Raw genomic sequence first — 24,135 nt, 5'->3', positions numbered from 1 at the left:
CGCGCCGTTGGCAAGCCCAAAAACCTTATTGCAATAGTGGATTTATGGGACCCAAAGCGCGCCCTTTGCCGTTCGATTAACATTTGCCGCGGCAAGCAACTGTGCCTATACTGCTGCCTAGTCAACTATTGCAGCTTCAGGGTTTTATGTCGGATTCTTCTACCCAACCGCCCGTCTCGCAGCTGTCTTCATATCAGATGAACGACAGCGTCGGCTATCTGATGTCGCGCGTGAAATCGGTGATGACCAACCTCGTCACGCAACGCACGCAGGAAGAGCTAGGCATCACTGGCACGCAGGCGAGCATGCTGTTCATGATCGCGGTCGGCAAATGCTCGACGGCCGCCGAGCTCGCGCGCGAGTACGGGATCGACGCGAGCGCGGTCACGCGCCTGCTCGACCGGGTCGAGAAACGCGGCCTGCTGTCCCGCGTTCGCAGCATCGAGGATCGGCGCGTCGTGCGCCTCGAGCTGACCGACGAAGGCCGTGCGCTCGCCGAACGGCTGCCGCCGATTTTCCGCAGTGTGCTCGACCAGGTACTGGACGGGTTTACGCCGGAGGAAGTCGGGTTCCTGAAGAGCATGCTGCGCCGCATTCTCAGCAACTACTGCGAAACCGCCGGCGGCAGCATCACGTAATAGTTGCCATAACAATTACTTTTGACAGATTAATGTAAGGAAATCCTTGCAGTGTCCATCATTCATTCCGAGTCAGGGATCAGCGCGATGAAATCCTCCCCGTTGTCCGTGCGCGCCGGGTCGTGCCGCGCCGCCGTCGCCGCTGCGGTCGCCGCACTGGCGCTGGCAGGCTGCGCGAACTACATCGGCATCAAGAGCGACAAGCAGATCGCTCCCGCGTCGCAATTCGCATCCGCCCAGAGCCTGCCGGCCCAGGGCGGCCAGTGGCCGGCGCTCGACTGGGCCAGCCAGTTCGGCGATCCGCAGTTGCCGAGGCTGATCGACGAGGCCCTGCAGGGCAATCCGTCGATCGCGCAGGCGCAGGCGCGCATCGCAAAGGCGTCGTCGTACATCGAATCGTCGCGTTCGAGCCTGATGCCCAAGGCGGAAGCCAGCTATTCGTGGACGCGCGAGCTGTATTCGGGGAACGCGCTGTTTCCGCCCCCGTACGGCGGTCAGTGGTACAGCGAGAACAACGCGCTCGCGAGCGCGTCGTGGGAACTCGACCTGTGGGGCAAGAACCGCGAACGCCTGCACACCGCCGTGTCGCAGGAAAAGGCGGCCGAAGCCGACATGCAGCAGGCACGCATCACGCTCGCGTCGTCGGTCGCACGCAGCTACAACTCGCTCGCGCAACTCTATGCGCTGCGCGATATCGCGCAGCGCGAGATCACCAACCGCGAGACGGTCGGCAAGATCACCGACGGCCGTGTGTCCGCCGGTCTCGACACCAACGTCGAACGCCAGACTGCGCGCGGCAATATCGCGACGACCCAGGCTTCGCTGTCCGATCTCGATGGCCAGATCACGACAGTGCGCTACCAGCTCGCCGCGCTGCTCGGCAAGGGCCCGGATCGCGGGTTGCAGATCGCCGCGCCCGTGCTGAACCCGAGCGGCGAAGTCGCGCTGCCCGGCAACCTGCCGGCCGATCTCGTGTCGCGCCGCCCCGACATCGTCGCCGCGCGCTGGCAGGTCGAAGCCGCGATGCACGACGTGAAGGAAGCGAAGGCTGAGTTCTATCCCGACGTGAACCTCGCGGCCGGCTTCGGCTTCGATGCGTTCGGCTGGGGCAAATTCCTGAACTTCGCGAGCCGCCAGGCGCAATTCGGCCCGGCGATCCACCTGCCGATTTTCGACGCCGGCGCGCTGCGCGCACAGCTCAAGGGCCGCTACGCGGACTTCGACCTGTCGGTGGCGAACTACAACCAGACGCTGATCAGTGCGCTGAACGACGTCGCGACGCAGGTTGCATCGATCCGCGCGGTCGATCGCCAGATGGGCGATGCGCAACGCGCACTCGACGCATCGACGCGCGCCTATGACCTCGCGGTCATCCGCTACAAGGCCGGCCTGTCGCCGCAGCTGCAGGTGCTGACCGCGGACAGCAACCGCCTCGCCTCGGAGCAGACGGTGACCAACCTGAAGATGCGCCGCCGCGACATGCAGCTCGCGCTGATCAAGGCACTGGGTGGCGGGTTCGACGCGACCGGCACGCCGCTCGCCGCACCCGATGCCGACAAGCCGACAAAACAGGCCGCCAACTGATCCGGCGCCACCACTACGCAGACACTCGAAATAACGGACGGAGAAAATCGCCATGAGCGACCAACAAAACGCCGCCAGCGCGCAGCCGCAGAACAACGGCAAGCGCAAGCGAATGATGACGCTGCTCGTCGCGGTCATCGTGATCGCGGCCATTGCGTACGGCCTGTATTACTTCCTCGTCGCGCGCTTCCATGAAGGAACCGACGACGCGTACGTGAACGGCAACGTCGTGCAGATCACGCCGCAAGTCACCGGTACCGTGATCGCGGTGAAGGCCGACGATACGCAGACCGTCAAGGCCGGCGATCCGCTCGTCGTGCTCGACCCGGCCGACTCGCAAGTCGCGCTGCAGCAGGCCGAAGCCAATCTCGCGCAAACGGTGCGCCAGGTGCGCGGCCTGTTCGTCAACGACGACCAGTACCGCGCGCAAGTCGCGCTGCGCCAGTCCGACCTGTCGAAGGCCGAGGACGACCTCCGTCGCCGCGTGGCCGTCGCGCAGACGGGCGCCGTGTCGCAGGAAGAAATCTCGCACGCTCGCGACGCCGTTCGTGCCGCCCAGGCATCGCTTGATGCCTCGCAGCAACAGCTCGCATCGAACCGCGCGCTGACCGCGAACACGACCATCGCCTCGCACCCGAACGTGATGGCCGCGGCCGCGAAGGTTCGCGACGCGTACCTGGCGAATGCTCGTAACGTGCTCCCCGCGCCGGTCACCGGCTATGTCGCGAAGCGCTCGGTGCAGGTCGGCCAGCGCGTGTCGCCGGGCACGCCGCTGATGTCGGTGGTGCCGCTGAACGCAGTGTGGGTCGATGCGAACTTCAAGGAAGTCCAGCTCAAGCACATGCGCATCGGCCAGCCGGTCGAACTGACGGCCGACATCTACGGCTCGTCGGCGGTCTACCACGGCAAGGTGGTCGGCTTCTCGGCCGGTACGGGCTCGGCGTTCTCGCTGCTGCCGGCGCAGAACGCGACGGGTAACTGGATCAAGGTCGTGCAGCGCCTGCCGGTGCGGATCGAACTCGATCCGAAGGATCTCGACAAGCATCCGCTGCGCATCGGCCTGTCGATGCAGGTCGACGTGGACATCAAGGACGAACGCGGCGACCAGCTCGTGAACGCGCCGAACACCGTCTACGAGACCAACGTGTTCGCGAAATACGGCGATGAAGCCGACGCCGAAATCGCCCGCATCGTCGCCGAGAACGCAGGCGGCAACGCATCGGCGCCGGCCGCGTCGAAGTCGAATGCCGTCGCGAAGATGATGTAACCGTTCCGACTCCGGAAAAACAACCGACATGGCACAGGCTCCTGTCTCTCACCCGCCCTTGCAGGGCGGGCAACTCGTGATCGGGACGATCGCGGTATCGCTCGCGGTGTTCATGAACGTGCTCGACACGTCCATCGCGAACGTCGCGATCCCGACCATCTCGGGCGACCTCGGCGTGTCGTCCGACCAGGGCACGTGGGTCATCACGTCGTTCGCGGTCGCGAACGCGATCTCGGTGCCGCTGACCGGCTGGCTGACCGACCGCTTCGGGCAGGTGCGCCTGTTCCTCGCGTCGATCATCCTGTTCGTGATTTCGTCGTGGATGTGCGGTCTCTCGCCCAACCTGCCGTTCCTGCTCGGGTCGCGCGTGCTGCAAGGCGCGGTGGCCGGCCCGATGATTCCGCTGTCGCAAGCGCTCCTGCTGTCGAGCTACCCACGCGCCAAGGCACCGATGGCGCTCGCGCTATGGGCGATGACGACGCTGATCGCGCCCGTCGCCGGCCCGATCCTCGGCGGCTGGATCTCGGACAACTACTCGTGGCCGTGGATCTTCTATGTCAACATCCCGGTCGGCATCGCCGCCGCCGCCGCGACGTGGGCGATCTACCGCAACCGGGAGTCGGCCGTGCGCCGCGCGCCGATCGACGGCGTGGGCCTCGCGCTGCTGGTCATCTGGGTCGGATCGCTGCAGATCATGCTCGACAAGGGCAAGGATCTCGACTGGTTCGCGTCGACGACCATCATCGTGCTCGCGCTGACCGCCGTCATTGCGTTCGCGTTCTTCGTCATCTGGGAATTGACTGCCGAGCATCCGGTCGTCGACCTGTCGCTGTTCCGCATGCGGAACTTCACCGGCGGTACGGTTGCGCTGTCGATCGGGTACGGCCTGTACTTCGGCAACCTCGTGCTGTTGCCGCTGTGGCTGCAGACGCAGATCGGCTACACCGCGACCGATGCCGGTCTCGTGATGGCGCCGGTCGGGCTGTTCGCGATCCTGCTGTCTCCGCTCACCGGGAAGTATCTGCCACGCACCGATCCGCGCTTCATCTCGACGGCGTCGTTCCTGACGTTTGCGCTGTGCTTCTGGATGCGCTCGCGCTACACGACGGGCGTCGACGAATGGTCGCTGACGCTGCCGACGCTCGTGCAGGGCATCGCGATGGCCGGCTTCTTCATCCCGCTGGTGTCGATCACGCTGTCCGGCCTGCCCGGCCACCGCATCCCTGCGGCATCGGGCCTGTCGAACTTCGTGCGGATCATGTGCGGCGGTATCGGTACGTCGATCTTTCAGACCGCTTGGGACCATCGCAACAACTTCCATCACGCGCAACTGGTCGAGCAGACGAACGTCTACAATCCGACGTTCAACCAGGCCGTCACCCAGATGGGCAACCTTGGGCTGACACAGGACCAGGCGCACGGGCTGATCAACAACATGGCCACGCAGCAGGCCGCGCAGCTCGGCGTGAATGACCTGTTCTACATCTCGGCGGCGATCTTCGTGCTGCTGATCGGGCTGATCTGGATCACGAAGCCCGAGCGCTCGGGTGGTGGCGATGCAGGTGCCGCGGCATCGGCTGCACACTGAACACGCAGCCTGGACGCAAACAAAAAGCCCGGTCGACATCGACCGGGCTTTCTTATTCCAATGGGCGCGCGTTCGCGCAGCGCGCGTCAGACCGCCGTGACGACGAGCCGTTCCGGCGCCAGCACACCATTCGCCTTGCGCGCCACGCCGAGCAGCCGCGTGGCGTCATAGACGCGCACACGCTCGCCTTCGGCCGCATCGATCGGATCGAGCGCCGACAGCGGCAGACGCTGGCCGTGCAGGAACCGTTTCGCGCTGGTTTCATCGAGACGAACCAGTGGAAACGTCGATAGCAACGCGTCGACCGGCTGGAGCCACGCATCGCGCGACGCTTCGTCCGCATCGGACAGCGCATCGAGCGTCACCGCATGCTCGAGCGTCAGCGCGCCGACGCCCGTGCGACGCAGCATCGTCAGATGCGCGCCGCAACCGAGCGCCTCGCCGATATCCTCGGCCAGCGTACGCACGTAAGTGCCCTTGCTGCAGGTCACGCGAAACGTCACGTCAGGCAGGTCGCACGCGAGCAGCTCGAGTGCGAGGATCGTCACGTTGCGGCCCTCGCGCTCGACGGTCTGCCCCGCCCGCGCATATTCGTACAGCGGCTTGCCATCGCGCTTGAGCGCCGAATACATCGGCGGCACCTGCACGATCTCGCCGGTGAAGCGCACGAGCGCGGCCTCCACCGCCGCGCGGTCGCATTCGACGGGCCGCGTCTCGATCACTTCGCCTTCCGCGTCGCCGGTGGCCGTACGCTGGCCGAGACGCATCGTCGCCTCGTAGGTCTTGTCCGCTTCGAGCAGATCCTGCGAGAACTTCGTCGCCTCGCCGAAGCACAGCGGCAGCAGGCCCGAAGCCAGCGGATCGAGCGTACCGGTGTGACCGGCTTTCTTCGCGAGCAGCAGACGCTTCGCGCGAATCAGCGCATCGTTGCTCGACAGGCCGACCGGCTTGTCGAGCAGGAGGACACCGTCCAGCACGCGCCGGGGCACGCGCGGACGTTGGGGTGCTGCAGTCGTCATAGGCCGGTCGAGCTCAGTCGTCCTTGGCGGCCGAATCGGCCTCGTCGTCGTCCTTCGCGCGCGTCGAGTTCGCTTCCTTGATCAGGCGCGACATTTCCACGGCCTTCTCGATCGTCTGGTCGTAGTGGAAATGCAGCGTCGGCACCGTATGGATGTGCAGGCGCTTGAACAACAGGTTGTGCAAGTGACCCGACGCGTGGTTCAGCGCTTCCTGCGTCTTGTCCGGATCGCCGGTCAACGCGGTGAAGTAGACCTTCGCGTGTGCGTAATCCGGTGTGAGCTCCACGCTCTGGATGGTCACGATGCCGATGCGCGGGTCTTTGACCTCGCGCATGATGAGTTCGGACAGATCGCGCTGAATCTGGTCAGCGATCTGCACGTTGCGATTGGGGGAAGTACGTTTCCTGGACATGATCGATCCGTGATCCGTTTATCAGGATAAAGCGACGGCCGGTGTTGGCACGCCACCATGAAAATGGGCGGGACAGGCCCAAAGCCTGCCCCGCCCATGAGCCGATGCGCGAGGGTTACAGCGTACGCGCGACTTCGGTCACTTCGAAGACTTCGAACTGGTCGCCTTCGACGATGTCGTTGAAGTTCTTCACCGACATACCGCACTCGAAGCCTTGCTTCACTTCCTTCACGTCGTCCTTGAAGCGCTTCAGCGATTCGAGTTCGCCCGTGAAGATCACGACGTTGTTGCGCAGCACGCGCACCGACGACGAGCGCTTGACGATACCGTCCGTCACCATACAGCCGGCGACTGCACCGATCTTCGGTACCTTGAAGACCTGGCGCACCTCGACCATGCCGGTGATGACTTCGCGCTTCTCCGGCGCCAGCATGCCCGACATCGCCGCCTTCACCTCATCCACTGCGTCATAGATGATGTTGTAGTAACGGATGTCGATGCCGTTCGACTCAGCCAGCTTGCGCGCCTGTGCATCTGCACGCGTGTTGAAGCCGATGATGACCGCCTTCGATGCCGTTGCGAGGTTGACGTCGTTTTCGCTGATGCCACCCACCGCGCTGTGCACGATCTGCACGCGCACTTCGTCGGTCGACAGCTTGAGCAGCGATTGCACGAGTGCTTCCTGCGAGCCTTGCACGTCTGCCTTGATGATGAGCGGCAGGTTCTGCACTTCGCCTTCGCCCATCTGCTCGAGCATGCTTTCCAGCTTCGCGGCCTGCTGCTTCGCAAGCTTGACGTCGCGGAACTTGCCCTGACGGAACAGCGCGATTTCACGCGCCTTGCGCTCGTCCGGCAGCACAATCACTTCTTCGCCGGCACCCGGCACTTCCGACAGACCCTGGATTTCGACCGGGATCGACGGGCCGGCTTCCTTCGTCGGCTTGCCGTTTTCGTCGAGCATCGCGCGCACGCGGCCATAGGCCGTACCCGCCAGCACGACGTCGCCTCGGTTCAGCGTACCGGACTGCACCAGGATCGTCGCGACCGGGCCCTTGCCCTTGTCGAGCTTCGCTTCGATCACGATGCCCTTGGCCGGCGCCTCGACCGGTGCCTTCAGCTCCAGCACTTCGGCTTGCAGCAGCACGTTCTCGAGCAGATCGTCGATACCCGCGCCCGTCTTCGCCGAAACCGGCACGAACGGCGAATCGCCGCCGTACTCTTCCGGTACGACGCCTTCCGCGACCAGCTCCTGCTTGACGCGATCGAGATTCGCATCCGGCTTGTCGATCTTGTTGATCGCGACGACGATCGGCACACCGCCTGCCTTCGCGTGGGCGATGGCTTCCTTCGTCTGCGGCATCACACCGTCGTCGGCTGCCACCACCAGCACCACGATGTCGGTTGCCTTCGCGCCACGTGCACGCATTGCCGTGAACGCTTCGTGACCCGGCGTATCGAGGAACGTGATGACGCCGCGCGGCGTTTCGACGTGGTATGCGCCGATGTGCTGCGTAATGCCGCCCGCTTCGCCCGCTGCAACCTTCGCGCGGCGGATGTGGTCGAGCAGCGAGGTCTTGCCGTGGTCGACGTGACCCATGACCGTGACGACCGGCGGACGCGGCAGTTGCTCCGCATCGGTACCGGTTTCGCCTTCGACGAGCAGCGCTTCCGGATCGTCCAGCTTCGCGGCAACCGCGCGGTGGCCCAGTTCTTCGACGATGATCATCGCCGTTTCCTGGTCCAGCACCTGGTTGATCGTGACCATCTGGCCCATCTTCATCATCACCTTGATGACTTCGGAGGCCTTGACCGACATCTTGTGCGCGAGGTCGGCAACCGACACGGTTTCCGGCACGTGCACTTCACGAACGATCGGTTCGGTCGGCGCCTGGAACGTCGAGCTGTCCTGGTGACGGCCGCGACCCTTCGGGCCGCCGCGCCAGCCGCGGTCGACGCCGCCGCTCGAATCGCCGCGCGTCTTGATGCCGCGACGCTTCGACGCGTCGTCCTGCCAGCCGCCCTTGCCTGCGCCCGGCTTCTTGTTACGGTCGCCCGCACCTGCCGGCGCAGTCGTAGCCGGCGCCGCCGCACCGGCCGGCTTCTTCACTGCCGGACGCGCCTGCGCACCTTCCGGTTTTGCCGGCTTGTGCAGCGTGCCCTTCGCTTCGGCCGGCTTCGGCGGCTCGACCGGCTTCGGCGGCTCGACTGCCTTGACCACGGCCTTGCGCGGCGTGTTCATCATTTCGCGGATCGCACGCGCTTCGGCTTCTGCCGCTGCGCGACGCTTGCTGATCTCTTCCTGCTCGGCACGCGCCTTGTCCGCCGCCTCACGGGCAGCGTCTTCAGCCTTCTTCGCCGCTTCGCGCTGAGCCGCACGTTCGGCGGCTGCGCGTGCTTCGTCCTGCGCGGACTGCGTGCTCGCCGCTTCCTGCTGCTCAACTGCAGCAGCCTGCTGTGCGGCCGCCTGCTGCTGTGCCGCCGCAGCTTCGGCCGCGGCACGCTTCACTGCGGCCTCTTCCTCGGCGCGACGACGCTCGGCTTCCGCCGCTTCCTCGCGGGCGCGGCGATCTGCTTCCTCGCGCTCGAGGCGTTCCTGGCGCTCGCGAAGCTCCTGCGCCTGCTTCTCGAGCAGCTCGGCCTCACGGCGCGCTTCTTCTTCGCGACGCTTCAGTTCCGCATCGTCGTCCGCCTCGGCAACCTGCGCCTGACCCTGTTCCGCACCCTCGCTCACGTCGTCGCGCTTGACGAACGTGCGCTTCTTGCGGACCTCGACCTGAATGGTGCGAGCCTTGCCCGTCGCGTCAGATTGCTTGATCTCCGACGTATGCTTGCGGGTCAGCGTGATCTTGCGCTTGTCGCCGTCGGTTGCGCCGTGCGACTTGCGCAAATGATCGAGCAGACGCGCCTTGTCCGTCTCGGACAGCGCATCGTCTTCACTCGCTTTCTGGACGCCCGCTGCCTGCAGCTGTTCGAGCAGCACACCAGCAGGCATTTTCAGTTCCGCGGCAAATTGGGCTACGTTGTTACTCGCCATTCATTCCTCTTAGTGCAAGGACCGATTCCTTGCGGTTAGCATCGGGTCAGGCCATACGGCCGCCATCAAATCAGTGCGCCATGGTCATTTCTCACTGGAACCAATGTTCACGTGCTTTCATGATCAACGCCTTAGCGGCATCCTCTTCCATCCCGGTCATGTCGACCAGTTCATCAACAGCCAACTCGGCGAGATCGTCGCGCGTCTGCACGCCGTGTTCGGCCAGCTTCGCGAGCAACTCCGGCGTGATGCCGTCGAGGCTCTTGAGATCCAGCGCTGCGTTCTCGACCTTTTCTTCGTTCGCGATGGCCATCGTCAACAGCGCGTCGCGTGCACGGTTGCGCAGTTCGTGCACGGTGTCCTCGTCGAACGCCTCGATTTCGAGCATTTCGTTGAGCGGCACGTACGCAATCTCTTCCAGGCTCGTGAAGCCTTCGTCGATCAGGATGTCGGCAACTTCTTCGTCGACGTCGAGACGCGCCATGAACAGTGCACGCAGCCGGTCGCGCTCTTCACCCTGCTTCAGGGCGGATTCGTCCGGCGTCATGATGTTGATCTGCCAGCCGGTCAGTTCGCCTGCAAGACGAACGTTCTGACCGCTGCGGCCGATCGCGACAGCCAGCTCGTTCTCGTCGACGACGACGTCCATCGAGTGCTTTTCTTCATCGACGACAATCGACTGGACAGCTGCCGGCGCGAGCGCGCCGATCACGAACTGGGCGGGATCCTCCGACCATAGCACGATGTCGATGTTTTCGCCACCGAGCTCGTTGCGCACGGCCTGCACGCGGGAACCGCGGATGCCGACGCAGGTGCCGATCGGATCGATCCGCTTGTCGTACGCGATGACGCCGATCTTCGCGCGCACGCCCGGGTCGCGGGCAGCCGCCTTGATCTCGAGCAGGCCTTGCTCGATTTCCGGCACTTCCATCTCGAACAGCTTCATCAGGAACTCGGGCGCCGTACGCGACAGCTCGATCTGCGGGCCGCGCGCGGTGCGGTCGACCTTCGCGATGTAAGCGCGCACGCGGTCACCCACGCGCAGGTTTTCCTTCGGGATCAGCTGATCGCGGCGCAGCAGCGCCTCGACACGGCCCGATTCGACGATGAAGTTGCCCTTGTCGAGGCGCTTCACCGTACCCGTCATGATCTTTTCACCACGCTCGAGGTAGTCGTTCAGGATCTGCTCGCGCTCTGCGTCGCGCACCTTCTGCAGGATCACCTGCTTCGCGGCCTGCGCGCCGATGCGACCGAATTCGATCGACGGAACGGGTTCCTCGACATACTCGCCGACTTCGACGTCGGGCTTCTGCTCACGTGCCTCGAACAGCAGGATCTCGCGATCCGGCTCCTGCAAGCCTGCCTCGTCGGGAACGACGAGCCAGCGACGGAAGGTTTCGTGCTCGCCGCTTTCGCGATCGATATGGACGCGGATTTCGGCGCCTTCGTCGAACAGCTTCTTGGAAGCGGACGCGAGCGCAGCCTCGAGGGCGCCCAGCACCACATCCTTGTCGACGTTTTTCTCGCGCGCCAGCGCATCCACCAGCATCAACACTTCGCGACTCATTATTTGCGGCTCCTAAAGTCAACTTGCGGAATCAGGCGGGCTTTGTCGATATCGGCCAGCGTGAAATCCAGCATGGCCGCCTCGCCCTTCTTCCTCTCAAATTCCAAACCGATCGTTTCGCCATTCGGCGCGTGCAGAATGCCCCGGTACGTCTTGCGCCCGTCCAGCGGCTTTTTCAAGGTCACGGAAACTTCGCTGCCAGCGAAGCGCTCGAAGTCGGCCAGCTTCTTCAACGGGCGGTCGAGCCCCGGGGACGAGACTTCGAGCCGTTCGTAATCGATGTTTTCGACCGTCAAGACGTGCTGGAGCTGACGCGTGACCTTTTCGCAATCTTCGAGCGAGATGCCGGCAGGCTGATCGATATAGATGCAAAGCATGCCGCGCCCGGTGCGCTCGAGATCCACCAGCTCGTAGCCGAGCCCGGTGACCGTGGTTTCTATCAGTTCCGTCAGTTGCACTGTGTCCTCTCAGGTGTTCGCGCCCGCCGCTCGCGATTACACCCGCGGGCGCGCGCCTTAGCCGGCGCAGGAAGCGCTACCCGAGATGCCTAACCGTTTCAGCAAAAAAAAATGGGCGGAACGCCCATCTTCTTACTGGTGGTCGCACCTGAGCCGCACATTGAATCCGTACGCCCAGCGACTCCGCGATTATAGCGATTTTTGGCGCAAACGCCAAGCCAGCCGGTAAAAGCAGCGTGTCGCCTGCCTTTACGGGCCCAAAAATGCGAAATCGGGCTGCACGATCAACCGGCGCCATGAAGGCAGGCCGGAGATCGGTCATGCCAGCGGCCATCCAGCACCGCGTGACATATATACAGTCGAAAGCAATAAACGCAATGCCTCGCACCGACAGGACCCGCCGGATGCCGATCCGGCCGGCACATCGCCGACCTTGCGCCGCATGCCTGAATGCTCAGCGACTGCGGGCGCGGCTGCGCTGCGGACGCTGACCACCGCGCGGGCCGCCGCCGTTGCCGGCACCCTCGGCACGATTGCCGTTCGGGTTGCGGTTACCGCCCTTGCTGCCGCCACGCTTAGGGCCGGCGCCGTCGCGCTTGGGGCCTGCGCCATACGACGCACGGTTGCCATCGACATCGCCACGGCCACCGCCAGCGCGATTGCCATCGCGTCCGCCTCCGCCCGCACGGTTGCCATCCCGGCCGCCGCCGGCGCGATTGCCGTAGCCCGACGGTGCGACCGGCAGGCTGCCGTAGCCGCTCAGACCCGGCAGGCCCGGCCCGCCGCGACGACCGCCGCCGCGACGCGGCTGATCCAGCTGCCCGTGCGTCGTCAGCACCGGCTCACGACCGATGAAGCCCATCGACGTCTGCATCGGATCGGGCTGGCGACGCTCTGCCTGGCCGGCACCGCCGCGCTTGCCCTTCTCCTCGGTCGGCGCCTTCAGTCCGACGGTCGCCATCAGCTTGCGCACCTGCGCGTCGTCGAGCTCTTCCCAGCGACCGCGCTTCAGGCCGCGCGGCAGCGGAATCGGGCCGTGACGCGTACGGATCAGGCGGCTCACCATCAGGCCGACCGCCTCGAACATCCGGCGCACTTCGCGGTTGCGGCCTTCGGCCAGCGCAACGTGATACCAGTGGTTCGTGCCTTCGCCGCCGCCGTCGCGGATGCGCAGGAAGTTCGCCGGGCCGTCATCGAGCTCGACGCCGTGCAGCAGCTTCTGCCGCATGCCTTCGGCCAGCTCGCCGACGACGCGCACCGCGTACTCGCGCTCGACGCTGTAGCGCGGGTGCATGAAGCGGTTGGCGAGGTCACCCGAAGTCGTCAGCATCAGCAGACCTTCGGTATTGAAGTCGAGGCGGCCCACCGCAAGCCATTTCGCCGTCTTCATCGGCGGCAGGCGGTCGAACACGGACGGACGGCCTTCCGGATCCGCGTGGCTGACGATCTCGCCCGTCGGCTTGTGGTACAGCAGCACGCGCGGCGGCTTGTTCGGCAGCTTGCGCTTGACCGGCTTGCCGTTGATCCGCACCTGGTCGGTCGGCATGATGCGCTGACCGATGTGCGCGGGCTCGCCGTTCACCGACACGCGGCCGGCGACGATCAGCTCTTCCATTTCGCGGCGCGAGCCCATGCCCGCTTCCGCCAGCACCTTGTGAAGCTTCGGCGCGTCGTCGTCCGGCGACAGCACGCGCTTGTTCGCCGGCTGGCTACGGCCGCGACGCAGCATCGGCGCACGCACGCCACTGCCGCCCGCGGAGTTGTCCGCATCGAATGCCGGCGACGTCACGTAGGCGAACAGTTCGTCCTGGGACGCATCGCCCTCCGCCTTTGCCGCGCCGCCTTCAGCCTTCGGCGCGCTGCCGCGACGACCCTGGCCGCCTTGGCCGCCCTGAGCCTTGGCCGCGCCCTCGCGCTTGGCTGCCGGCTTGCGAGCACCCTTGGCCGCACCTTCCTTGCGCGGCGCACGCGTCGGCGGCTGCGCTTCGGCGGCCTCGGCCGGCTGCGCGTCAGCGCCTTCGCCGTCCTGAGGCTCGCCTTCGGCGCCCTTCGACTTGGCCGCCGCGCGACGCCGCGCGATCAGGCTGCGCGGGCCTCGCCGCAGACCGCGGCGGGGACGCTCGTCGCCGCCCTCGGCCGAAGCACCCTGCTCCGGTGCATCGTCGGCACGCGCTGCCTGCACGGCAGGCGCGGACGATTCAATATCGTGGATATCTGTCAAAACAACCTCAAAATGTCAGGTCTCGCGCCCGGCGCGGGCGCGGCAAGAAGTTGGCCGCGATCAGGCGCGACGCTGTTCAGGTTCTGCTTCGTCGTCCGGCAGCGCATCGGCACCGATGGGTGCACTGGCGCTTCGTACGGCATCGGCGAGACTGTCGGACGTGTCGTCCAGCATCTCGTCGTCCGCAGGACGGGAACGGGGGGCGTCGGCCTGACCAGCCTCGCCGGGCATGTCGCCGGCCGCTTCCGCTCCGTCTCCGGCAACCGCATCGGCAGCCGGCTTGCGATCTTCCTCGCTCCAATCCGCGCGCGGCGGCTCGGGCTGCACACCGGCTGGCACTGCTTCGGCGCCAGCCTGTTCCATTCGTTCCGTTTGCCCGCGAACAGCATCGAGCGTATCGCGGCTCGCGATTTCATGCGTCGACGCGACGTCCGCCGCAGGATCATCCGGCAATCCTGCCGATTGACCGGCGGATGCCTCGTCTGTTTGCGGCACGTCGCCCGTTGCGTCGCCGGCAACCGGCATGCCCTCGTCGAAATCCATCGCCTGCTGCGCCAGCAGCGCGGCCTCGATGTTCGCGGCCGGCTCTTCGAGTGCAGGCAGATCATCGAGCGCCTTCAGGCCGAGGTCGTCGAGGAATTGCTTGGTCGTCGCATACAGCGCCGGGCGCCCCGGCACGTCGCGATGACCGATCACCTCGATCCAGCCGCGATCCTCGAGTTGCTTGACCACCTGCGTATTGACCGTCACGCCGCGAATCTCTTCGATGTCGCCGCGCGTGACAGGTTGCCGATACGCGATGATCGCGAGCGTTTCGAGCACCGCACGCGAATATTTCGGCGGCTTCTCCGGATGCAGGCGATCCAGATAGTGGCGCATCGCCGGCTTGCTCTGGAAGCGCCATCCGGTTGCCAGCGCCACCAGTTCGACGCCGCGGCCGGACCATTCCTGTTTCAGATCTTCGAGCAACGTGCGGACCGTGTCAGCCGACACGCCGTCGGCAAAGAGCTTGCGCAAATCGCCGAGCTTCAGCGGTTCCTGCGCGCAGATCAAAGCAGTCTCGAGGACGATCTTCGCCTCTTGGGTATTCATGCAGCTAGGCCAGACCCTGTGGTCAAACGAACCGGATCAACAAACAGACGAAAGGAACGGAAGACGCGCTCGCCCGATTCTGATCGGTCATATTGATGGGAGCACGAACCGGGGGCGGCGAACCAACTTCAGGCCAGGCCCAAACCGGACGGAACAGCACGGCTCAACGACGGAACCGCGTGACTGAGCGCCATATTACGCAAAATTGCCCGGTGCGTAAAGATGAGCCGAACGGGGTGCCGCCAGCACGCCTTGCCCGCTCCGGCCCCGCTTCAGCGGTCGACCACGCCCCGTGCAAGGAACCGCCGCAACCGCTCGACACCCGCGTCGAGACGTGCCGGATCGCACGCGTAGCACCAGCGCACAAACCCTTCCCCCTCCGGGCCGAATGCACGCCCAGGCGCGAGGCCGAGCCCCGCCTCGCGCACCAGCGTCTTGCAGAACGCCAGGCTGTCTGACGCGCCCGGCAGGCGCAGAAACAGGTACATCGCGCCCGGCGGAGGCGGCACCTCGACACCCGGCAGCGTGCGCAGCGCGGCGACCAGGTGATCGCGCGCATCGCGCAGCGCCGCGACGAACGACCGCACGAACGGCTCGCCATCATGCAGCGCGACCTCACCCGCCGCCTGCACGAAGCCCGGAGCACACGACGTGTTGTATTCGACGAGCTTCGACAGGTCAGCCATCACCGCTGCCGGCGCGATGAGCCACCCCAGGCGCCAGCCCGTCATCGCCCATGCCTTGGAAAACGAATTCACGACCACGACCCGCTCGTCGCGTGACGCGATGTCGAGGAACGATGGCGCGCCGTCCGCGCCGCCTGCGTCGAAAGCGAGCCGCTCGTACACCTCGTCGGCGACCAGCCAGATGCCGTGGCGGCGGCAATGGGCGAGCACGGCTTGCTGGTCGTCGTGCGACATCGTCCAGCCGGTCGGATTGTTCGGCGAGTTGATCAGCAGCATCCGCGTATCGGACGTCAGCGCCGCCAGCAACCGCTCGACATCGAGCTGCCAGCCCGCATCGCCATAGCCGAGCGGTACGCATTCGACCTGCGCCCCAAGGATCTTCGGAATCTCGACGAGATTCGGCCACAGCGGCGTGACCGCGACGACGCGCTCGCCCGGACCGACCAGCATCTGCGCGGCCAGCATCAGCGCGCTCACGCCCGAACTCGTCACGGCCACGGTGTCGGCCGCCGTCGCACCGTGACGGGCGCTGACGTAGGAGGCGATCGCGTCGCGCAGCGGTGCAGTGCCGAGGTTGTGCGTGTAGAAGGTCGCACCATCGCGCAGCGCCGCCGCGGCGGCGTCCCGGATGAAGTCCGGCGTCACGCGATCGGATTCGCCAAACCAGAACGGCAGCATGTCCGGCACGTCAAAGCCGGCGTTTGCGACTTCCCGGATCAGCGACGGACGCAACGCGTGCACGGCGTCGCGGGTCGCCGGCGAACCGGCCACCGAAAGAAAATCTGCGGAATGCACCATCGAGAACCACCTTCGAGGAACACGATCCGCGTAGTGTACCGGCCCACAAGTAAAGCCGGCGCACGTCGATCCGCGTCAGTCGAGGTCCTCTGCCCTCGCCGGCATCTGCCGCACGAGTTCCCAGATCGCCTGCGCAGCAGGCGACAACGACCGGTCGCGGCGGCGCACGAGTTCGACCGTGCGCTCGGTGCGCGGCGTGAGCGGCCGCGCGACGAGCGTCGAGCCGGCTGGTAGCGGCAGCGACAGCCACGGCTGCACGCTCACGCCGACGCCGGCCTCGACGAGTCCGAACACGGTCGCCGAATGCCCGAGTTCCTGCATGACCGTCGCGTTGACGTGATGAGCGGCCAGCGCGGCGTCGATCAACGGCCGGCTTCCCGATGCATGATCGAGGAGTACGAGGCGCTCGCCGTCCAGCGCCGTCCAGGGCACCTCGGCACGCGCCGCGAGCGGATGGTCCGCGCGTGCGACCAGGCAGAACGAATCGGTCATCAACGATTCGCAGACGAGATCGGCCACCGTGAGCGGACCGATCACGACGCCGAAATCGACCTCGCTCGACTTCACCTTGCGCAACACGTCGCTCTGCACGTCGTCGCGCAAGCCCAGCGTCACGAACGGAAACTGGCGCTCGCACGACGCAACCACGCGCGGCATCAGCCGGCATGCGATCGTCGGACTGGCCGCGACGATCACGCGCCCGCGGCGCTGCTCGCCGATCTCGCGAATCTCGCGCAGCGTGTCGTCGAGATCGTCGAGCAGACGGGACACGCTCGCGATCAGGTTCGCACCGACATCGGTCAACTGCACGTCGCGCGTCGTGCGATCGATCAGCTTCAGCCCGAGCTCGGCCTCGAGCTCGCGCACGCAGCGACTGACCGCGGACTGCGTGAGCCCGATCTCGTCGCCCGCGCGGCTGAAGCTCTTGAGCCGCGCGACCTCGATGAAGACGCGAAGCTGGCGCAGCGTGACGTTCATCTCCTGACCTCATCAATCGTCGGTATCGATGCGCGATTTTAATGCGCGAATCCGGCTTCGAGGTGGGAATCAGGCACCTGCCCCACATGTTTCGCTGCGGTGCAATACATCCGCGAACGCACGTGGTGCGGGCGAACTGCACAAGATTGGTGATTGTCCCGATTTGCTGGCGGGTTATTTTGGCGTCTTATACGCCCCTAGCTGACTTAGCCGTTAGCTCGCTGCCAAGCGGCTCTCGAGGGAATTACCTCCGACATGGCACGCTTCGTGCATTACCTGGCGCACAGGGCGCAGGTTCGTCGGACGGAAGAGCAGAAACGCCGCTGCCGGCCAACCGGACGCCCCCACCCGGCACTCGACGATCGAGTGCCTGAAGAGTGCGCGGCGCAGGGCAGCGCACCGGAGTTAGCTTCGCTGAGGTGAGGACATGATGCTGTTCGACGATTTGAGAGATAACGAGTGGGCGCTGGTCGAGGGTCTGTTTTGCTCTGAACCCGCGCGGAGTGAGCGGCGTGGCCGCCCCCGCGTGGAAGCCCGCTCGGTGGTGAACGCCGTGCTGTGGGTGCTGTCGACGGGTGAAGGCTGGTCGAAGCTGCCGGGCCGCTATCCGTCGCCGCCGACTTGCCGTCGTCGCTTCGACGAATGGCAGGCGGACGGCACGCTCGCCGAAATCGTGAAGCGACTCGGCACGAGCGGCCGGCAGATTTCCCTGCGCGGGCGCATCGGCGCAAGCGCCGCGAAACCGCCCGCACCGCCGAGCCGCGACCGGTTGCGTGGCGCCTTCTGGACCAATCCGGAATCCTGGCGCGCGCCCGTCAAGATGGCGTAACGAATGCTCGATCGGGCGGCTTCGGCCGCCCGGTTTCTTTCAGCGACGCGACCTGTTCGCGACGCCCGCGTTGCCGTCGATTACCGTTGTCGTGCCGCGATACATCTATTTACCAATATTTACAGCAAGCCTGCACTCCCACGCTTACCTTAGCGAAATATCAACAGGCCGCGTCGACGGCTTGAAGGGAGCCCCGCCATGAAACCAATGTCACTGCTCGTTGCATGCGGCATTGTCATTTCCGTGGCGTTGTCGGCCCCAGCCCACGCCGACGATCGCGTGAAGCCGCCCCATCGCCAGCAGGATCACCGGAACACCCTCCGCCAGCCGCCGTCCGCCAGTCCATCCAGCCGGCAAACCGTGCCGCGTGGCGACCTGCGCGGCGACATCGCCAGCAATGCACGAGCGCGCATCGGCTCGCAGCCGGCCGACGTACCGCGTCATCCGTAGTCCTGCCAATTTCGGGATTTCGCCAAAGAAAATGCCCGCGGTCGGGAACTGCGCCGCATGCGACGAGTCACAACGTTGCCATGAGCACAGCGTGGCAACAGCAAAAGTATCCGGTACGCCCGTATCCTCGCGATACGGGCTTTTTTTTGGCGCATCGCCAGCCGCACGGCGTTGCGCGCGACGGGATGATCGACCGCTACAGGCGGCTTTCGAGAATCGCCACGGCACTCGCTTCGCTCAACGCGTAGTCGGCCATGCGGCGATCGGTCCAGGAAAGTAATTTCTCGTCGCGCTCGAGGCGCGAGAATTCGGCTCGACCGCTTTCGGTCAGCACGGCAATGTCGACCGGCGCATGGAAGCCCGGTGCGGGGGCAACGGTTTTCTGCCTGACCGTGTCCATCAGCCCGAGCGAACGGAGATACTCGAACACGCCCGGGCGGCGTGCCCACGGTACCTGGCGGTACTGCACTCGTCTCAATGCGTCGAGCACCGCTTCGTTGGAATACGTGGCCATCTCGATTCTTTCTTAAAGTGCAGCGACAATGCGAAGCGGCGCGCCGGGCGGTGTCTCCGCCCGCCGATACCGCCACCGATTCTGGACGCCGACGTTCGGCGTCGCGTCAGGGCCGGATCGTCAGCCGTCCATAAAAAGACACCATACCCCAATCAAATTGATTCTGTTCGATTCATTTGTACTTCTCTTCATCGGTTTCATGCTCTGCCGCAAGCGGCGACGAATCATCTCGATCGTCGCCGTTGCGCTGTTCTGGCTGCTCGCGACAGGCTGGCTCGCCGCGCCGCTGATCGCCTGGACCGAGGCGGGCGTCGCACCCGTCGAGCACCCGGACATGCATGGACGGACCACACTGATTCTCATCGGCGCAGGGACGAAGCACACCGACTCCGGGCTGCGGCCGCCACTTGACGGAACCGCCCGCATCCACAAGGTCGCAGCGCTCTACCGCACCTGCCGGCAGCAAGCCGAGCGCTGCACCGTGGTGATGTCGGGCGGCGACCCGCAGCATCACGGCGAAACCGAGGCTGCCGTATACGGGCGCCAACTCGTCGCCGAAGGCGTCGCGCCCGCGGACCTCGTTCTGGAACCGGATAGCCGCACAACCTACGAAAACGCGAAATTCACTGCGTCTATACTACGCTCACAGTATGACGACGCACGCATTCTCGTCACTTCCTCATACCAGATGCGCCGCGCGTTGCTCGATTTCCACCGTTTCGGGATCGATCCGCAGCCCGTTTATGCGAATCGCCGGCATGCGCAAACAGGCTGGCTGCCACGCTGGCGCAATGTAGTCAACGCCGAGCAGGCACTGCACGAACTGGTCGGCATCGCGCAGTTCCATGTCTATCGATGGCTCGGGTGGTTCTGACGGTTCCGGGGAACCCGGAGCGGAAATGACGGCGGCGACGACGATGGCAGCCGCGTGACGAAGCGTGTGAAGTGTTGCGCGACTTCAACGAGGCCTTGCGTCGCGCCACGATCCGGTGCACATTGATCCGTCACTTTTGTTACACTCGACACGCACTCGATTGCAGTCGCCAGACAAAACGGCAACACTCGGGTTCATCACCACTTAGCGGAGGTAAAGCAATGAAGAAGACGTCCCTGGCTATCCTGGTAGCGATGTCGGCGCTGACTGGCGCAGCGTATGCGCAAGAGAGCACGGAAATCAAGACGATTACCGATCCGGCCAAGATCTCCGAGATCGAGCAACGCGCACAGGCGCTGCAGCAGCAGCAAGCGGCTGAAGCCGCTCAGCCGGCGATGCAAGAAGAGCATCACCACGGCAAGAAGGCTGCTCACCACAAGGCAGCTGCGAAGAAGGCCGGCAAGAAGGCTGCCAAGGCCGCAGACGCTGCCAGCCAGTAAGTTCGGCGGCACCGCACAAGCGAAAAGCCGAATCCGGGCAACCGGGTTCGGCTTTTTTGGTTGCGGTGCCCGTGCGCTGTGCTAAAGTCGCGCACCGAAATTTTCCACCCGTGCGCACCCCGGTGCGGAGGACAGCATGAGCAACATTCAACTCGACATCGAGTGGACCGAAGCCGCCACTCGCCAGATCAAGCAACTGATGCCCCGCGGCTCGGCTGACGCGTTCCTCGCGCTGCCGCCGATCGAGTGCCTGCCGATGGAGGGCGACGTACTTTTCCTCGGTCCGCAAGGCAAGCAGCAACCGTTCATCGTCGCCGAGCGCCAGTACCATCATGACGGCGATGCCGACTGGACGATCATCCTGATCCTCGACGTACCCAACACGTCGCACTGACGCACCCCGCGACCGGACACGTCCGGTCGCCCCGCCCGTCTCAGACGAGCTTCGACAGCACGCGGATTTCTGAACGCTCGATCCAGTCCGCGGCCGCTTCCCGATAAGCGAGAATGTGCGCGGAACGCGCATGAGCAGCCAGTGCCTCCTCGCTTTCCCAGCGCTCGACGAATACGAATCGCGCCGGCTCCTTCAGATCCCGATGCAGGTCATACTGCAATGCACCGGCTTCGTTGCGGGTCGGCTCGACGATCGCCTCGAGCTTGGCACGCAAATTCTCCTCGGCGCCCGGCTTCGCCACGATCAGCGCCACGACTGCAATTTCCGCCATTCCCGCCCCCTCTCTATCTGGAAAAGTCCGAGAATACGCGAATCGTGCAGCGGCTGCGCCAGCACGGCGTCATGCGACGGCACCAAAAAAATAGCCCGCGCTTCAGAGAAGCGCGGGCGAAACCGTCGCCCTACGAGGATAGGCGACGGGGCCATCGAGATCCGCACGCTGGCGCGGATCGTCATCCGTTGCGCCGACGCTTGTCGCGTCGACATTCGAATACGTCGATACCGTTGATCGGGCGCTCGCGGCGCACCCCCGGCATCTGACGCTATCCTCCCTGTTTCAACAATTCCAACATATAAAGCAGGTTGCGTGCCAACTACCATAAACCAATCACCTCATTGATTTATAAGGATAAATTTTTGGCTTTCGACGATGGGACATGGGTTTTGCCGCCGTAACGCGCGGATGTTACGTAACGTCACGAGGAGGGACCGAACCTCCGGCACACATGTGCACCGGCGAGCGGCAATGAAAAAAGCCCGCCATGTGGCGGGCTTTTCATTGATGCGGAGAAACGCCGAGATCAGCGAAGCTGATTCACGAGCAGCCCCATGATCTGGCGAGCCGGCGACGAAGTATCGATCGCACCCGCATCGTCGACGACCGCGATGCGCGTCTGGTCGGCCGTGAGTGCCTTCACGTTGACACGGTACTGCTTCGCCTGCTTTTCCTTCTTGCCGTGGAACAACTGGCTCCAGAAGCCCTGTTCGGCCGAGGTCAGATCCTTCGGATCGACATAGCGCACGAAATACAGGCCCTTCGTGCGATCACGATCGTCGACGGTGAAGTTCGCACGATCGAGCGCGAGACCGACGTGCAGCCACGACCGATCGTACGGCTCGCCGAGCGTGACTTCCGACGGGACGGCAGCATCAGCCGCATCGTTGCCTTGCGCCGACGTGCGGGAGACGTTTTGCGCGGCAATCGCTGCAGCAGCCTTCGACGATGCGTCGTCGGCCTTCTTGTCCTTGGCCACCGGTACCGTGTTGTCCTTGATGTTCGCGATTGGCGGCTCGCCGTTCTTCGCGCGCTGCTCGTTCTGTGCGAGCACCGCCATCAATCGCTTCAGGTATTCGGTCTCCAGCGCCGGATCATTCGGCTTCGGTTCCCACTTGCTCGAATCGTTGTTCGAGCCCGTGATCGCTTCGCGCATCCCCTTCTGGCTGATGAAGACGTAGGTGCCGCCATTCGGTGCCGAATCGAGACGCGTACGGTACTTGTTGCGCTCGGCCGTCACGTACGAGTTGCCCATCGCCTTCGAGATCACGCTACGGATCAGGCCGTCATTGATCTGCGGATGGGTTTCGTTCCAGTCGGTTTCCATCACGCCCTTGTCGCGCTGGTCGACGACGAGCAGGAAGCCCTGCTCCTGCCAGAAGCGGCGAACCTGCGGCCAGACCGAGGCGGGCTGCTTGCCGTCGATCACGAGCCAGCTCTCGGTGCCGTCGCGCTGGATATGCATGCCGGCGACGGCCGGAGCAACGGTGTCCAGCGCAGGCGCCGCCTGCTGGACCTGCTGAAGCGCGGACAGGGAAGTCGCGCCGCCCTGGGGCGGCAGCGAACGCTGATCGGCCGTCTCGTCGAGCATGTTGGGCGGCACTGCGAGCGACGCTTCCTTCGATTTCGAATCGCTCTTGTAGTCCACTTTCGTGGGCGACGACGTACCGCAACCGGCGACGAGCGCGCCGGTGGCGAGCACTGCAGCGAACCGCATGGTAAGACGAAGATCAGTCATGTTCGGGGAATCCTCTTCCGCTAAATCACGGCGCTTTCCGTGGATCAACCTTGCATTTTACCGGGGCCGCGCCGCGATGTGCAAAAAAGCGACCGGCAAGAAAAAACCCGCGTCAGCTTGAGCTGACGCGGGTTCTTTGTCTGGTCGGGGCGAGAGGATTTGAACCTCCGACCACCTGCACCCCATGCAGGTACGCTACCAGGCTGCGCTACGCCCCGAGAGAAAAAAATTATAACAGACAGTTTTCCGATTTAGAACGGGGCGCATGCATTTTGTGGATATTCTTGTGAAATTTTTTGGCGTGAAGGCGCCAATGCGAGCAACGACGCGCGTGGCATCGACGAATTGCGCACCAACCACACGACTCCGCCTCGCATTCACCGCTTGCGCGCCACACAGATGACCGTCAGCCCGGCGACGCGGTTGAATCGGAATATCGGTAACTCGATCCGACAGATCGACTTGAGCAGGCCGTTGACGAACGGATGGTGACGACGCAATTGCGACGCCGGCTCACTCGGCTGCCGACGCACCCGCTCGCCGAGCCGCAACGCTGCTGCAAGCGGAAACGTGAGACCGAAATAATAGGCGCCGTGCTCGACGTCGAGCCCCGAGCGACGCACCACGTCCTCCAGACTGCCGAGCGTATATCGGCGCTTGTGCTCGAGAAAATCGTCATGACCGCTCCAGAGAAACTGGAACGCGGGAACCGTGATCAGAAAGCGGCTACCCGAAGGCGCACCCTTTACATACTGCGTGAGCAGACCGACATCGTCGTCGACATGCTCGAGCACGTCCATCAGCAACACGAGATCGGCGTCGAATCGGTCAACGGATCGCCGAAAATGGATGGGCTTGCCGGACGCTTCGCCGTCGGTATCGTCCGCATAGCTCGTATCGACACACCACGCCTCCGTCGCCTGCGTACGCTCCAGCAAGTGCTTCGAGAAAAAGCCTGAGCCCGCACCGACATCGAGTATCCGGTTTGCACCTGGCACCCCCAGGAACCGACGGATCGCACTCGCCTTCGACGCGTAGTACCAGTGGTCGCCCACGCCCGCACCCAATACGTCGACTTCCTTGAGATCCATGACGTTTCCCCGTGATGGCTACTGTGCTTTGGTCGATACAGCCACTGATGCCGATCTTACCTCGCTGCT

Annotated in this window: 22 protein-coding genes and 1 tRNA gene; 9 read left to right on the top strand and 14 right to left on the bottom strand. The window is 64.6% G+C overall.

Annotated elements, in window-relative coordinates; translation table 11 throughout:
- The first annotated feature begins 146 nt into the window (after positions 1–146).
- The 4 genes from G3N96_RS15405 to G3N96_RS15390 all read left to right on the top strand — a co-directional run bounded on the left by G3N96_RS15405 (position 147) and on the right by G3N96_RS15390 (position 5,077).
- The gene (locus tag G3N96_RS15405) at positions 147–638 is read left to right on the top strand and encodes a MarR family transcriptional regulator (RefSeq protein WP_089494717.1); all 492 of its coding nucleotides are present in this window, start codon (positions 147–149) and stop codon (positions 636–638) included.
- A gap of 87 nt (positions 639–725) precedes the next feature.
- Positions 726–2,222: an efflux transporter outer membrane subunit gene (locus G3N96_RS15400; RefSeq protein WP_206137706.1), complete on the top strand. Its 1,497-nt coding sequence runs from the start codon at positions 726–728 to the stop codon at positions 2,220–2,222.
- Positions 2,223–2,274: 52 nt separating this feature from the next.
- A complete protein-coding gene (locus G3N96_RS15395) occupies positions 2,275–3,489 on the top strand; it encodes an HlyD family efflux transporter periplasmic adaptor subunit (protein ID WP_124575705.1) in 1,215 nt (404 codons plus the stop codon).
- Between the two features lie 28 nt (positions 3,490–3,517).
- Positions 3,518–5,077 (top strand): DHA2 family efflux MFS transporter permease subunit, encoded by a 1,560-nt coding sequence (locus G3N96_RS15390; protein ID WP_011351801.1) that lies wholly within the window; start codon positions 3,518–3,520, stop codon positions 5,075–5,077.
- Positions 5,078–5,163: 86 nt separating this feature from the next.
- On the opposite strand, the gene truB is transcribed toward G3N96_RS15390, so the two are convergent.
- From truB to G3N96_RS15345, 9 genes are all read right to left on the bottom strand, one after another.
- Positions 5,164–6,096 carry a tRNA pseudouridine(55) synthase TruB gene (gene truB / locus G3N96_RS15385; protein WP_124575706.1) on the bottom strand — a complete coding sequence of 311 codons (933 nt, stop codon included), beginning with the start codon at positions 6,094–6,096 and terminating at the stop codon, positions 5,164–5,166.
- Between the two features lie 13 nt (positions 6,097–6,109).
- The gene (gene rbfA / locus G3N96_RS15380) at positions 6,110–6,508 is read right to left on the bottom strand and encodes a 30S ribosome-binding factor RbfA (protein ID WP_089425212.1); all 399 of its coding nucleotides are present in this window, start codon (positions 6,506–6,508) and stop codon (positions 6,110–6,112) included.
- A 115-nt stretch (positions 6,509–6,623) separates the two neighbouring features.
- Positions 6,624–9,542 (bottom strand): translation initiation factor IF-2, encoded by a 2,919-nt coding sequence (infB, locus tag G3N96_RS15375; protein WP_124575707.1) that lies wholly within the window; start codon positions 9,540–9,542, stop codon positions 6,624–6,626.
- Between the two features lie 91 nt (positions 9,543–9,633).
- Positions 9,634–11,109 carry a transcription termination factor NusA gene (gene nusA, locus G3N96_RS15370; protein WP_006476166.1) on the bottom strand — a complete coding sequence of 492 codons (1,476 nt, stop codon included), beginning with the start codon at positions 11,107–11,109 and terminating at the stop codon, positions 9,634–9,636.
- Entirely contained in the window at positions 11,109–11,567 is a 459-nt protein-coding gene (rimP, locus tag G3N96_RS15365) for a ribosome maturation factor RimP (protein WP_014897219.1), read from the bottom strand. The genes nusA and rimP overlap by 1 nt, the downstream gene beginning before the upstream one ends.
- A 454-nt stretch (positions 11,568–12,021) precedes the next feature.
- On the bottom strand, positions 12,022–13,788 hold the full coding sequence (gene rluB / locus G3N96_RS15360) for a 23S rRNA pseudouridine(2605) synthase RluB (RefSeq protein WP_206137705.1): 1,767 nt from the start codon (positions 13,786–13,788) through the stop codon (positions 12,022–12,024).
- A 60-nt stretch (positions 13,789–13,848) separates the two neighbouring features.
- A complete protein-coding gene (gene scpB / locus G3N96_RS15355; protein WP_206137704.1) occupies positions 13,849–14,880 on the bottom strand; it encodes an SMC-Scp complex subunit ScpB in 1,032 nt (343 codons plus the stop codon).
- A gap of 272 nt (positions 14,881–15,152) precedes the next feature.
- On the bottom strand, positions 15,153–16,364 hold the full coding sequence (locus G3N96_RS15350; RefSeq protein WP_206137703.1) for a pyridoxal phosphate-dependent aminotransferase: 1,212 nt from the start codon (positions 16,362–16,364) through the stop codon (positions 15,153–15,155).
- A 75-nt stretch (positions 16,365–16,439) separates the two neighbouring features.
- Positions 16,440–17,342, bottom strand: a complete 903-nt coding sequence (locus G3N96_RS15345; protein ID WP_071334368.1) for a LysR family transcriptional regulator — start codon at positions 17,340–17,342, stop codon at positions 16,440–16,442.
- Between the two features lie 427 nt (positions 17,343–17,769).
- On the opposite strand from G3N96_RS15345, the gene G3N96_RS15340 reads away from it, so the two are divergent.
- Entirely contained in the window at positions 17,770–18,171 is a 402-nt protein-coding gene (locus G3N96_RS15340; protein WP_006409263.1) for a transposase, read from the top strand.
- Between the two features lie 198 nt (positions 18,172–18,369).
- On the top strand, positions 18,370–18,621 hold the full coding sequence (locus tag G3N96_RS39210; protein WP_241022654.1) for a hypothetical protein: 252 nt from the start codon (positions 18,370–18,372) through the stop codon (positions 18,619–18,621).
- 196 nt (positions 18,622–18,817) lie between these two features.
- Here the strand turns inward: G3N96_RS39210 and G3N96_RS15330 are convergent, their stop codons facing one another.
- Positions 18,818–19,135 (bottom strand): hypothetical protein, encoded by a 318-nt coding sequence (locus G3N96_RS15330; RefSeq protein ID WP_011351791.1) that lies wholly within the window; start codon positions 19,133–19,135, stop codon positions 18,818–18,820.
- A 157-nt stretch (positions 19,136–19,292) separates the two neighbouring features.
- Here G3N96_RS15330 and G3N96_RS15325 point away from each other — a divergent pair, with 157 nt between their 5' ends.
- From G3N96_RS15325 to G3N96_RS15315, 3 genes are all read left to right on the top strand, one after another.
- The gene (locus G3N96_RS15325) at positions 19,293–20,009 is read left to right on the top strand and encodes a YdcF family protein (RefSeq protein WP_206137701.1); all 717 of its coding nucleotides are present in this window, start codon (positions 19,293–19,295) and stop codon (positions 20,007–20,009) included.
- 221 nt (positions 20,010–20,230) lie between these two features.
- Positions 20,231–20,509, top strand: a complete 279-nt coding sequence (locus G3N96_RS15320; RefSeq protein ID WP_011351789.1) for a hypothetical protein — start codon at positions 20,231–20,233, stop codon at positions 20,507–20,509.
- A gap of 136 nt (positions 20,510–20,645) precedes the next feature.
- Positions 20,646–20,903: a hypothetical protein gene (locus G3N96_RS15315; RefSeq protein WP_021162409.1), complete on the top strand. Its 258-nt coding sequence runs from the start codon at positions 20,646–20,648 to the stop codon at positions 20,901–20,903.
- A 40-nt stretch (positions 20,904–20,943) separates the two neighbouring features.
- Here the strand turns inward: G3N96_RS15315 and G3N96_RS15310 are convergent, their stop codons facing one another.
- The 4 genes from G3N96_RS15310 to G3N96_RS15295 form a co-directional block, all read right to left on the bottom strand.
- Positions 20,944–21,234, bottom strand: a complete 291-nt coding sequence (locus tag G3N96_RS15310) for a putative quinol monooxygenase (protein WP_206137700.1) — start codon at positions 21,232–21,234, stop codon at positions 20,944–20,946.
- A 529-nt stretch (positions 21,235–21,763) separates the two neighbouring features.
- Positions 21,764–22,975: an outer membrane protein assembly factor BamC gene (gene bamC / locus G3N96_RS15305; RefSeq protein WP_206137699.1), complete on the bottom strand. Its 1,212-nt coding sequence runs from the start codon at positions 22,973–22,975 to the stop codon at positions 21,764–21,766.
- Positions 22,976–23,116: 141 nt separating this feature from the next.
- A tRNA-Pro gene (locus G3N96_RS15300) sits at positions 23,117–23,193 on the bottom strand.
- A 159-nt stretch (positions 23,194–23,352) separates the two neighbouring features.
- Positions 23,353–24,066, bottom strand: coding sequence for a methyltransferase domain-containing protein (locus tag G3N96_RS15295; RefSeq protein ID WP_089456089.1), 714 nt, complete (start codon positions 24,064–24,066; stop codon positions 23,353–23,355).
- Between the last annotated feature and the right edge of the window lie 69 nt (positions 24,067–24,135).

It is taken from the genome of Burkholderia sp. Se-20373, from assembly GCF_017104705.1.
Lineage (GTDB): Bacteria > Pseudomonadota > Gammaproteobacteria > Burkholderiales > Burkholderiaceae > Burkholderia.
This window is presented reverse-complemented; position numbering and strand designations above follow the sequence as displayed.